This window comes from Psychrobacter sp. AOP3-A1-26, assembly GCF_052378235.1.
In the GTDB taxonomy this organism is placed as follows: domain Bacteria; phylum Pseudomonadota; class Gammaproteobacteria; order Pseudomonadales; family Moraxellaceae; genus Psychrobacter.
In genome coordinates this window covers 26522-37773 of the sequence record NZ_JBQSXN010000012.1, presented here as the reverse complement: position 1 = coordinate 37773, position 11252 = coordinate 26522, and the positions used below count along the sequence as shown (strand labels likewise).

The 11252-nt window shown below is 42.3% G+C and carries 12 protein-coding genes; 5 read left to right on the top strand and 7 right to left on the bottom strand.

The genetic code is table 11. The features are described 5' to 3' along the window. Positions 1-76: 76 nt before the first annotated feature. The gene (locus ACT3TU_RS03865) at positions 77-1354 is read left to right on the top strand and encodes a hemolysin family protein (RefSeq protein WP_444784043.1); all 1278 of its coding nucleotides are present in this window, start codon (positions 77-79) and stop codon (positions 1352-1354) included. Between the two features lie 88 nt (positions 1355-1442). On the opposite strand, the gene ACT3TU_RS03860 is transcribed toward ACT3TU_RS03865, so the two are convergent. Next, positions 1443-2171, bottom strand: a complete 729-nt coding sequence (locus ACT3TU_RS03860; protein WP_444784042.1) for a YggS family pyridoxal phosphate-dependent enzyme — start codon at positions 2169-2171, stop codon at positions 1443-1445. 337 nt (positions 2172-2508) lie between these two features. Between ACT3TU_RS03860 and ACT3TU_RS03855 the strand changes: the two genes are divergently transcribed. Together ACT3TU_RS03855 and ACT3TU_RS03850 are read left to right on the top strand one after the other, a co-directional pair. Beyond that, complete coding sequence (locus ACT3TU_RS03855) at positions 2509-3564, top strand: type IV pilus twitching motility protein PilT (protein ID WP_192524545.1); 1056 nt, start codon at positions 2509-2511, stop codon at positions 3562-3564. A 91-nt stretch (positions 3565-3655) separates the two neighbouring features. Then, the gene (locus ACT3TU_RS03850) at positions 3656-4777 is read left to right on the top strand and encodes a PilT/PilU family type 4a pilus ATPase (protein WP_192529580.1); all 1122 of its coding nucleotides are present in this window, start codon (positions 3656-3658) and stop codon (positions 4775-4777) included. 136 nt (positions 4778-4913) lie between these two features. Here the strand turns inward: ACT3TU_RS03850 and fur are convergent, their stop codons facing one another. Further along, positions 4914-5348, bottom strand: a complete 435-nt coding sequence (fur, locus tag ACT3TU_RS03845) for a ferric iron uptake transcriptional regulator (protein WP_192524544.1) — start codon at positions 5346-5348, stop codon at positions 4914-4916. Positions 5349-5674: 326 nt separating this feature from the next. Between fur and ACT3TU_RS03840 the strand changes: the two genes are divergently transcribed. Next, on the top strand, positions 5675-6094 hold the full coding sequence (locus ACT3TU_RS03840; protein ID WP_192524543.1) for an outer membrane protein assembly factor BamE: 420 nt from the start codon (positions 5675-5677) through the stop codon (positions 6092-6094). A gap of 47 nt (positions 6095-6141) precedes the next feature. Here ACT3TU_RS03840 and ACT3TU_RS03835 read toward each other — a convergent pair whose 3' ends face one another. From ACT3TU_RS03835 to ACT3TU_RS03820, 4 genes are all read right to left on the bottom strand, one after another. Further along, positions 6142-6594 (bottom strand): RnfH family protein, encoded by a 453-nt coding sequence (locus tag ACT3TU_RS03835; RefSeq protein ID WP_444784041.1) that lies wholly within the window; start codon positions 6592-6594, stop codon positions 6142-6144. Next, a complete protein-coding gene (locus ACT3TU_RS03830) occupies positions 6513-7655 on the bottom strand; it encodes a hypothetical protein (RefSeq protein ID WP_444784040.1) in 1143 nt (380 codons plus the stop codon). The genes ACT3TU_RS03835 and ACT3TU_RS03830 overlap by 82 nt, the downstream gene beginning before the upstream one ends. Positions 7656-7901: 246 nt before the next feature. Continuing rightward, positions 7902-8570 (bottom strand): c-type cytochrome, encoded by a 669-nt coding sequence (locus tag ACT3TU_RS03825; RefSeq protein ID WP_192524541.1) that lies wholly within the window; start codon positions 8568-8570, stop codon positions 7902-7904. A gap of 322 nt (positions 8571-8892) precedes the next feature. Next, the gene (locus tag ACT3TU_RS03820) at positions 8893-9240 is read right to left on the bottom strand and encodes a c-type cytochrome (protein WP_192524540.1); all 348 of its coding nucleotides are present in this window, start codon (positions 9238-9240) and stop codon (positions 8893-8895) included. A 409-nt stretch (positions 9241-9649) separates the two neighbouring features. On the opposite strand from ACT3TU_RS03820, the gene yihA reads away from it, so the two are divergent. Then, a complete protein-coding gene (gene yihA, locus ACT3TU_RS03815) occupies positions 9650-10420 on the top strand; it encodes a ribosome biogenesis GTP-binding protein YihA/YsxC (protein WP_444784039.1) in 771 nt (256 codons plus the stop codon). Positions 10421-10525: 105 nt separating this feature from the next. Here the strand turns inward: yihA and ACT3TU_RS03810 are convergent, their stop codons facing one another. After that, on the bottom strand, positions 10526-11233 hold the full coding sequence (locus ACT3TU_RS03810) for an HAD family hydrolase (protein ID WP_444784038.1): 708 nt from the start codon (positions 11231-11233) through the stop codon (positions 10526-10528). Positions 11234-11252: the final 19 nt, after the last annotated feature.

The following is an 11252-nucleotide window of genomic DNA, read 5'->3' as shown; positions in this document are numbered from 1 at the left end:
TTATAAATACCCTGTCTGTTTGCACGCCAATCAATTATTACTATTTTCAATCGATACCTTTTTTACCGAGTATGTCATGAGTTTGCTAACCGCTAGTATCTTTCTCCTTTTATTGCTGGCCTTAAGCGCCTTTGTATCCGCTGCCGAGATTGCAATCGCAGCAGCGCGCAAAATTAAGCTGCAAATCATCGCAAAAGAAGGCGATGTTCGAGCATTTGACGTCCTTAAAATGCAAGAGCACCCTGGTAGCTTTATCACTGTTGTACAAGTGGTTTTAAACGCAGTCGCTATTTCAGCGGGTGCCGTGGGTGAGTCGGCAATTAGCCCCTACTTACAGCTTTTGGTTAATAATGAAGCAGCGTCATCGGTTATATCCTTCGTTTTGATTACCAGCTTATTCTCTTTACTCGCCGATTTGATGCCCAGACGGCTGGCAATGTCCAACACTGAGACTATCGCTATACGCCTCGTACGACCAATGATGCTGTTGATTTTCATATTCAAACCCGTTATCTGGATATTTGATGGGGCAGCAAACGTTATCTTTGAATTGTTGGGTATCTCAACTGTACGTCAAGACGATATGACGCCAGAAGATATTTATGCCGTCATGGATGCCGGTGCTGAAGCTGGCGTGCTCAAAAAGCAAGAACATCATTTAATAGCCAACATCTTCGATATGCAGGAGCGTACCGTCACCTCAGTGATGAACCCACGCGAACATATCGTTTATTTTGACACCAAAACGAGTACTGAAGCAGTCGTGCAAATTATGATTGACCAGCCACATAATAAGTTTTTGGTCTGTCATGACGATGATTTAGAACACATCATTGGTTATGTAGAGTCACGCAGCTTTTTAGCCTTAGTGCTTAACCAACAACAGGTCAGCTTAAGAGACAAAGCCTTGCTCAAGCCCGCTCTCTTCGTGCCTGATACCTTGTCTTTATTCGAAGTGTTAGAGATGTTTAAATCGACAGGGTCTGACTTTGCGGTCATCGTCAATGAGTATGGCTTGGTGGTCGGGGTCATTACTCTTAAAGATGTGATGAGTATTGTCATGGGCGAGCTTGTGACGTTAGAGGAGCAGCCTATCGTCCAACGTACTGATAACTCGTGGCTCATCGAAGGAATGACTCCTATTGAGGATGTAGTACGCGCTTTAGATATTGTCAATCTGCCACGCAGTCAAAACTATGAAACCCTTAGTGGCTTTATGATGTATATGCTGCGCAAAATCCCTAAGAAGACAGACACTATCGAGTATGCCAATTACCGATTTGAGATTATCGCCACCGACAATCTTAAAATTACGCAGTTATTGGTCACAAAATTTGAAGAAATTAATGAATAACTGCTGTATTTGAAACGCTGCATTTGATCCGTAACCTTGATATTAGACTGATTACTAGGGCATACCCTAAATAGAAGGCAAGCAAATATCATAACGCCCGCGCACCAAATATGGCAGTACCAACACGCACCATCGTCGAGCCATTGCTTATCGCCTCACCCATATCTCCACTCATACCCATACTTAGTGTGTCCCAGCCATTCAGCTCAGGATGTGCATGTTTGATATCATCAAATAACTGCTTGGTGCGCCCAAAGGCATCGGTATCGGCTTTGGCTGGAATAATCATCAAGCCGCGTAGTGTTAAACGCTCATAACCTTTGACAACGGTTATCAACTCTGGAAGCTGTGTGGGCAGACAGCCAGATTTGCTGTCTTCGTCATCGATATTGACTTGAATCAATACGTTTAACGGCGGCATCTCAGCGGGTCGTTGATCGTTTAAGCGCTTGGCAATAATGTCACGCTCAACCGTTTGTACCCAATCAAAATGCTCCGCAATATCGCGGGTTTTATTGCGCTGGATACTACCAATATAATGCCAAACAATCGCCTCGCCTTTAGACTGCTCTTTTAGAGTGGTAATTTTTTCGATGGCTTCTTGTAGATAATTTTCACCAAAGTGGCGCTGCCCTTGCTGCGCTAAAATGGCAATCATGTCAGCAGGTTTGGTTTTAGAAACTGCTAATAAAGTAACGCTTTCTGCTTGTTTTTCAGCATGCTCACAAGCCTGCGCTACTTGCTTATTTACTTGTTGCCAATTATCAATTAAGTTTTGGCTATCCACATGGTTTTTGCTATTTTTGATATCTTTCATATATGACTCACAAGGATAATGTATTCAGTGACTTTTAAAATTTTTTAAGATTTTTTAGTAACTTGACCGATACTTTGATTAAAAAATGATTAGACACTTAATACTTGCATTTTCTTAACGGAGTTGATGGTTAAATGTCTATAGTCTTGTTATGATATTGTTACATCGTTTAACATATGCTACTGAAGTTAATAGTAATGGTAAAGACTGTAATTTGGTTAGGGCGTATCCTAATTCTTTGAAGTGATTGATTCAAATACTGTTATTTATTGATAGTCTACCACGTGCTTTTGTACTCTCTTGTCTTACTCTTATTAATTGATAGGAATATCTGATTATGGCTGAAAAAAATAATTTAAGCATCGAAGACTTACTGCGCTTTACCGTTAAGCATAAAGCATCAGATTTACATATTTCAGCCGGTATGCCAGCGATGATACGTGTCGATGGTGAAATGACCCGGATCAATATGCCAGAGATGACCCACCAAGTGGTACATCAGCTTATTTATGACATCATGAATGACAAGCAACGCGCTGACTTTGAAGAGTTCTTTGAAACAGATTTCTCTTTTGAGATTCCCAATCTAGCACGTTTTCGGGTAAACGCCTTTAACCAAAACCGGGGAGCTGGCGCTGTATTCCGTACTATTCCTTCTAAAGTCTTGACCATGGAGGACTTAGGAATGGGCGATGTGTTCAAACGCGTTTCAGACTTTAAGCGTGGCGTGGTATTGGTCACGGGCCCCACAGGTTCAGGTAAGTCAACGACACTGGCGGCCATGATTGATTATATTAATGAAAGCCGTAAAGAACATATTTTAACCATTGAAGACCCGATTGAATTTGTTCACGATTCTAAAAAGAGCCTGATTAACCAGCGTGAAGTTCACCGAGATACTTTAGGCTTCGAGCCTGCGCTACGTTCTGCACTACGTGAGGATCCCGATGTGATTTTGGTTGGCGAGCTACGTGACCTTGAAACCATTCGCTTAGCCTTGACCGCCGCAGAGACTGGACACTTAGTCTTCGGCACCCTACACACCAGTTCAGCCGCTAAAACCATTGACCGCGTCATCGATGTATTCCCCGCAGCAGAAAAAGACATGATTCGGGCGATGCTATCAGAATCATTACAGGCCGTTATCTCACAAACACTGTTGCGTCGTCAAACAGGTGGTCGTATTGCAGCCCATGAAATCATGCTCGGCACCCCTGCCATCCGTAACTTAATACGTGAGAATAAAATCGCCCAAATGTACTCTGCTATCCAAACAGGCGCAGGCGACGGAATGATTACCCTCGATCAAACACTCAAAAACTTAGTGGCAAAAGGCACTATTAGTAAAGACGTGGCCCGTCCTTATGCCAAACAACCAGAAGCATTTTTGTAGCGTTATTTATTTGTATTGATAGTGGTAAGTGAACACCAAAACATGAATTTAGATATTTTTTTAATCGATTTACATCGAACACAGGTACGTTATGGACATTGATAAACTATTGCAGTTAATGATCAATAAAAACGGCTCTGACCTTTTTATTACTGCTGATGTAGCGCCCTCCATGAAAGTGAATGGTAAAATTCTGCCTGTGGGTAAAACGCCTTTGACCGCTGAGCAAACCATGAAATTGGTTAAAGGGGTAATGACGCCAAGCCAGAAAAAAGAATTTGAAGAGACCAACGAATGTCAATTTGCCATTGCTGATGAAGCACAGCAGGCACGTTTTCGGGTCAGTGCTTTTATACAGCGCGATATGGCGGGGATGATTTTACGAAAAATCGAGAACAAAATTCCAACGGTCGAGGAGCTGCGTCTGCCGCCCGCACTAAAAGAGCTGGCAATGAAAAAACGCGGTATCATTTTATTGGTTGGTGCCACAGGCACTGGTAAGTCAACTACCCTTGCTGCCATGATAGGACACCGTAATCAAAACTCCCATGGGCATATTATCACTATCGAAGACCCCATCGAGTTTGTGCATCAGCATCGTGGCTGTATTATCACTCAGCGTGAAGTCGGTATCGACACTCATTCATTTGAAGCAGGGCTAAAAAACACCTTACGCCAAGCGCCTGACGTTATCTTGATTGGCGAGATTCGTAATCGTGAAGTTATGAGCTACGCTATCCAATATGCTGAAACTGGGCATTTGGTATTTGCAACTTTACACGCCAACAATGCCAACCAAGCGATTGACCGTATTATTCATTTTTTTGAAACCAGCCGTCATAATCAGTTATTTATGGATTTATCACTTAACCTGCAAGCCATCATCGCCCAGCAGCTTATCCCCACTCCCGACGGTAAAGGGCGCCGTGCCGCTATTGAGATTCTATTAAACTCACAGCTGATCAGTGATTACATTCGTAAAGGTGAGATTCATGAGATTAAAGAGGTCATGACGCGCTCACGTGATAGCGGCATGCAAACCTTTGACCAAGCACTGTTTGATCTGTATGAACAAGGAGAAATCACCTATAAAGAGGCCATTCTCCATGCTGATTCTCCTAATGATTTACGCCTAAAAATCAAGCTTAGCAGTAAAAATAGCACAGTCAATCTCGATGAAGGTGCCGATAACTTATCGTTAGATATCAATTAAGCATTACTATTTTTTTGGTTATATCCTAAAATTTTACGAGACAATAAGAAACAATGACCAGTCGTTGAGCACAAAAAAAGCCCTCATTATTGATATGAGGGCTTTTTTCTATTTTTTACGCCACTGCTATCACTGATTATTTAACACTGTCCTTACACTCTTGATCATCACAGATACCGTATAGCACCAGTGAATGACCTGATAGTTTAAAACCGTGCTCTTCTGCAACTTTGATCTGTTGTTCCTCGATAGATTCATTGTGGAATTCTACAATTTTACCGCAGTTATCACAAACCAGATGGTCGTGATGCTCTTCTTGGGTAATCTCAAACACCGATAAGTTATTTTCGAAGTTGTGGCGCTCGACGATACCCGCTTGTTCAAACTGCGTAAGTACTCGGTAGACAGTCGCTAGACCCACATCTTCACCTTGTTCGATCAACGCTTTGTACACCTCCTCTGCACTCATATGATGCAACTCTGCACTCTCCAGCAGCTCCAAAATCTTGATACGAGGTAACGTGACCTTCAACCCTGCTTTACGTAAATCTTGATTGGTAAAAGAAGCCATAATATCCCTTCTGACTGTGACAGTCTTAGCAAATAAAGAACCGAAAATATGAAATAGATAATCGCTAATGATTATTTTTTATCGAATATAAAATATCTTAAGAACAACAAATTGCTTTATGCTAAGTAAATTTTCAATTTGTTATTTCCCCGACAATCGCAATGCAAGTCTATGAATTTAAAATATAAATAATAAAATCGCTCGGGTAGTGTTTGGTAAATAATGTCGTAAGTGGTAGGAAATTGCAAGTAAATGACGTATCATTTGTCCAAGATTGTCGGCCAGACGAGCACCAACCAACTTTGGCTGCACCTAATTTATTTCTAATGAGCCATCTTACCATGATAAAGACATTAACTTTTCGTCCGTTGAGCCGTACCAGCGTATTACGCAAGATTGCTATGACCAGCATGCTGAGCGCTGCTGTTGCTATGTCCGGCTGCTCATTATTGAGTGTTTATAAAATCGATTTGCCACAAGGTACTGCGATTACTCAAACGCAAGCGCAAAAACTGCAAGTGGGTATGAATCAAAACCAAGTACTTTATATCCTTGGTAGCCCAGCGATTAAAGACACCCTTGAGCCTAAGCGCTGGGATTATATTTATGATTATAAAGCGGGTACAGAAGGTAGCCGCAAAGGTATTGCAGATGTCAAAAATGCCAGTCAGCATTTGATTGTTTATTTTGATGATAACGGTGTGGTCAATCGTATCGAAGGTATAGATAGCCTGCCTGTTTCTTAGTTAAGACAGTCAACTAGATTTAATAACTAAATTTAATAATTAACTGTTTAACCTCGAGATTTATTCTTGCGCTGAGACATTGGATCAGCGCTTAAGCTGCGATATACCTCAATACGGTCAAAGGGCTGCAAGCGATAGCTAAGCGGCTGTTTTTGTGCATAGATACCGACATGCCAACGTTTAGCCGTTGGTGTGGCAACATCTGCTACCTGCTCACACCAAGTTGCTAACGCTACAAATTTTGCTAACCAACCTGCCTGCATCAGCGCCTCATATAGACTGGTCTCACGGCTGACTTGTAAAGCTAAATAATGCTGGCGCTGTGCATCCTCGGCGTACGCCAAATATACCGTCATCAAACGAGCTGACTCTAACGGCGATGCAGCATCATTGCTATCAACTTTATTGACACTTTCTCTTAGCTCAACCACTGCATCACCCAACCTATCAGCGCTAATAACAATGCCAATGGCACGATTAAACGAATCGCTATCCGCCATAAGTTATAAAGAGCTTCATTACCAAAGTTCAACGACTTACGCAGATGACTTATTTTCATCTGCCAACCGGCAAAGATGGATAACAATAACACCGTTAGGCTGCTAATGATGACCAAGATGCCGACCAGCCAAGTCGTTGGTATGACCACGACCAATGCCAGTGCTAACACCAAAGTTATAACCAAGCTTACTAACAGTCCAAACTTATGCGCTAACTGTTGCGTACTATAATGTAGCAAATAACTGACCACAAATAGCACACCTGTCCAATATAGCAACTGCCCGATTGGCGGCAATGCCATACCACTGATAAACAAAGCCACGACCCCAACCAATAACTGCAGAATCCAAATCGGCAGTACCAATTTGGTTGCGCGATAGTCAGTGGCTACACGTTTGTGAGCTGGCTTTTGTGCATTATAGTTATTGGCATCTACCGCCGTGAGCCCTTGCTTGGTCACTAGGTTTTGACCAAACCAGTATAAGCCCGTACCTGCGCCCACACTGACTAGCGCTAGTGCCACTGCACGCGCCCATTCACTTAAACTGATGTCAGTCATGGCAAAGTTAATATTGGGCAAGCCATTTGCGACACCCAGTACAAGACCAATAACCATCAACCCCAGTCCAATCGGTAAGGGTGCAACGCCAAGTAAGCTTAATAATACCGCAATAACCATCAAGCCCGCAGCGACAGCGAAGCTTGGCACAGCAGGGGCGCTATTGAGCTCAGTCAATGCCGCTAAGATACCAGTGCTGGCACCAGATATGACTAATGCGGCAATGACAATAGAGACTAGTGCCGCCAACCAACCGAAGCTACGCCATATTGGGCTGGCATCTGCTTCACGAGTGAGCTTTTGCATGCCTGCCAATGGTGCGTCAACACTACGATAGGCCAACGCAATCTCTGCATAGACGACTGGCAGTGAGACCAATACCATCGCTAACAGCCAGAGTAACCAAAAGTCAATCTCGCCAATGGACGCAGGTGCAAACCAACGAAACAATAGCAACGGTAGCAGTGCCGCGATAAAATAAGAAGCATAACGGATCATCATAATCTAAATCCAAACGATCTAAGGTGAATAACAATAACTTATAACTATACAGGGCGATGATAGGCACTTCTGCATGGCTTTATTATTATGTCTATATTATATCTACAATATATGGGATAAAAAGTTATAAAAAAAACCCCGAAATCGGGGTTTAATAGCTAGATAATGATAGATATACAGTCAATCGAGCGCACATTGATTTTTATAGCGACGTACGCATCACGTATGTGCGCTGATGACTGAAAATTAATGAATAGCGCTGACGTAGTCTGACAAGATACGAATATCACGATCCGATAGCTTCGATGCGACGGTCTGCATCATGCCCATCTCGCCTTCTTTCGCCGCGTCATTGACTCGTTTTTGATCATCGCTATCGATGTCATCAACACGACCCGCCGCACGGAATAGTTTTAGCTGGGTGGCAATATATTCAGCATGCTGTCCACCTAAACGTGGAAACGCTGCCCAAGTATTACCCGCGGCATCTGGACCATGACAACCCGCACAGCCAATGACACCACGTGATTTATCACCACCTAAGAACAGTTTAGTGGCTTCTTGGTTGGTCGCAGGGTTACCGAAACCCACACCCCAAGGCGCTTGGCTTGCATAGTAGCCTGCCACATTAGCCATATCTTGCTGAGATAAATTGGCAACTTGCGATTGCATGATACCGTTTTTACGGTAACCCGACTTAAACTCGACCATTTGTTTATAAAGGTATTTTACGTTTTGGCCGCCCAAATTAGGCTGCGCAGGGACAACGCTCACACCATCAACACCATGACAGGCAGCACAAACGGTTTCTGCAACTTGCTTACCAGCATTGACATCATGTTCAGGAACAATAATAGCAGCTTGTACGCTGAAACTTGCAACGCATAAGCTGGCAGCAGCGATTAACTTTTTCATTGATACAAATCCTACTAGCTCGGCGTAAGCATTATTTAGAGTGATTGTACTGCTAAGATACCTGATATAAACCGTACTACTATTAGCGAGGTAGGCATATATTTTAAGGTCTTGGACACAAACAGTCTGAAAGTACTTACTAACATCAGGGTTTATTTTCGATTATTATAGCAAGACTTTGTAGTATTTGCCTACTTAATCGTTACATCCAGCAGTTTTTCTAACGACACACGCTAGGATAGTAACTAAAAAACAAAAAGCGCATAAAAGTTATAAAACCGAGCGCTTTATTTTTTAGGGTTTAACTTGATGATTAAGCCCACTATTTGCTCATGTATTCGATTAATTTTCCGTAGTCATCATCACTACAGTTGTCACAAAGTCCGCCGGCAGGCATTTGAATCATACCACCTTTAACTGACTTGATTAATGCTGGCATACCTTTTTGCTTTATCAGCTGCTGCCATTTAGCACTATCGCCTTTTTTGATGGCATTTAACGCGCCACTATCGTGACAGGTCGCACATGAGTTATCATAAGTGGTTGCGATATTAGCAGCTCCTGCGCTGCTTATCATGGCACTATTTAAGAATAGCGCTAACAGTAATGCAGTACCGCCACCAATCATCATACGGTAGGTTTGGCTAAAAAGTGTGGTGATTGAAGACATAGAACACCTCCTTTTGATGTTTCATTCGTTTAATCACTCTTTCTATTAAACGTGTATCATTAAAACTGTCTTAACAAATATTGTAACAATATATGTCATATAAATATAGATAAATCGAGTTCGGCTTTGGTAACCCGTTTTGATCAGGCAAATTATTTGTACCAAATATGCATTGATTTTAGCATCGCCTTACCATTTATATGCTACCAATCGCAGTTATTTCAATAACTAAGGCTATTAATAGTATAGAATAGTCGATAATTTAAAACGGTTATTGTTGTCAGTAGTCGACGCTTATCGTTATAACAAATAACCCTTTACGCTCTTTTTATTTGATGTCTTACCTTAGCCATCAGCTAACTAAAGTTTTACGACCATATCCAATTTTTTGAAGATTAATGAGCCATTTATGAGTACCCCGTTTACTGATGTCGCCGCCGAACATACATTGTTTAATACCAAATCCCGTCAAAAGATTCAACAAACTGAATTTTTGATGTCCGCACCTACTTTTCGCCTTTGCCCAGCTGATATGGGGTTAGAGGTTGCTTTTGCAGGGCGTTCAAACGCGGGTAAATCTTCGGCTATCAATGCCTTGACCAACCAGCGTCAACTGGCACGCTCGTCCAAAACTCCTGGGCGTACGCAGATGATTAACTTTTTCAGTGTGGGCGATAGCAACAGACGATTGGTTGATTTACCAGGCTACGGCTATGCTGCCGTACCGCTTGAGATGAAAAAAGAATGGCAAGTAGAATTAGAAGAATACTTGGTATCACGTACAAGCTTGGCAGGTTTGGTACTGATGACCGATATTCGTCATCCACTAAAGTTTTTTGACGAGCAAATGCTACATTGGGCAAAAGATGGTGAACTGCCAGTACATATTTTGCTAACTAAAGCAGATAAGCTAAAATATGGCGCGTCTAAAAACGCTTTGCTTAACACCCGCAAGAGACTCAAAGAAATAGGCTTAGACTGTACCATTCAATTATTTTCTGCCTTAAGAAAAGAAGGTCTTGATGAATTGGCAGGGGTCATGGGCAACTGGTACGAATATCAACTTAATGATGAAAAAATCGTTGAGTCAAATCTCGTAGAGTTTGATGAAGTTCAAGGAGAAGATGGCAAATCCGTAGACTTTGAATCTAAAGCCGACAACTCAAAAGACGCAGAATAAATTCAACGTGTCCTAAAAAAAGGGTTTATCGTTATTAGCGATAAACCCTTTTTTATTACAGATACAATATCATGGCCACATTATTAAGGCGTGTTTAAACGGCCATTATCCACACAGCAAATCAGCCAACGCTTGCGGAGTATCGACCTGATAAGTAGGTTGCTGCGCGGCGAGCTCAGTATGAGATGCCGTACCATAATTTACCGCGATACTAGTCATACCAAGTTGCGTTGCCATTTGAATATCGTAGACACTATCCCCGATAAACACAGCTTCAGCGATTTGCTGCTCGGTATAATCCAAAATATCGTTAAGCATCTGCGGATCAGGTTTTGAGCCTGACTCATCTGCACAGCGGGTCATCACAAAATAATGATGGCTATTAGAAGCATCTAAGACGCGATTTAGCCCTACTCTCTTTTTGCCAGTGGCAACCGCCAGACTTTTACCTTGCGCTTGTAATGTCTGCAACATACCTTCTATCGGCGCAAAAAGCGGCGTACTGTGACTATTGGCAATATAGTAGTCCGCATAGCTTTGCTGGATGGCGAGCTTTTGCGTCTCATTTGCTTGCGGATATAAAATCTCAATGCCCTTCATTAGGCTCAGCCCAATAATATCTTGTACAGCTTTATCGGTCGTTTGAAAACCATGCGCCTCGCCTGCCACATGCATCGCATCAACGATTAAACTAATTGAATCCATCAGCGTCCCATCCCAATCGAATATAATAAGAGTCTTGTCTGCTAAATGATGCTGATTGGCTGATTGAAAGGTTTTGGCAGAAGGTAGCGGTGCAGATTGTTCACTCATGAATGACCCTTAGAAGATG

Coding starts and splice junctions, on each gene's coding strand:
- ACT3TU_RS03865 (WP_444784043.1), top strand. CDS start 77: ATGAGTTTGCTAACCGCTAGTATCTTTCTCCTTTTATTGCTGGCCTTA.
- ACT3TU_RS03860 (WP_444784042.1), bottom strand. CDS start 2,171: ATGAAAGATATCAAAAATAGCAAAAACCATGTGGATAGCCAAAACTTA.
- ACT3TU_RS03855 (WP_192524545.1), top strand. CDS start 2,509: ATGGCTGAAAAAAATAATTTAAGCATCGAAGACTTACTGCGCTTTACC.
- ACT3TU_RS03850 (WP_192529580.1), top strand. CDS start 3,656: ATGGACATTGATAAACTATTGCAGTTAATGATCAATAAAAACGGCTCT.
- fur (WP_192524544.1), bottom strand. CDS start 5,348: ATGGCTTCTTTTACCAATCAAGATTTACGTAAAGCAGGGTTGAAGGTC.
- ACT3TU_RS03840 (WP_192524543.1), top strand. CDS start 5,675: ATGAGCCATCTTACCATGATAAAGACATTAACTTTTCGTCCGTTGAGC.
- ACT3TU_RS03835 (WP_444784041.1), bottom strand. CDS start 6,594: ATGGCGGATAGCGATTCGTTTAATCGTGCCATTGGCATTGTTATTAGC.
- ACT3TU_RS03830 (WP_444784040.1), bottom strand. CDS start 7,655: ATGATGATCCGTTATGCTTCTTATTTTATCGCGGCACTGCTACCGTTG.
- ACT3TU_RS03825 (WP_192524541.1), bottom strand. CDS start 8,570: ATGAAAAAGTTAATCGCTGCTGCCAGCTTATGCGTTGCAAGTTTCAGC.
- ACT3TU_RS03820 (WP_192524540.1), bottom strand. CDS start 9,240: ATGTCTTCAATCACCACACTTTTTAGCCAAACCTACCGTATGATGATT.
- yihA (WP_444784039.1), top strand. CDS start 9,650: ATGAGTACCCCGTTTACTGATGTCGCCGCCGAACATACATTGTTTAAT.
- ACT3TU_RS03810 (WP_444784038.1), bottom strand. CDS start 11,233: ATGAGTGAACAATCTGCACCGCTACCTTCTGCCAAAACCTTTCAATCA.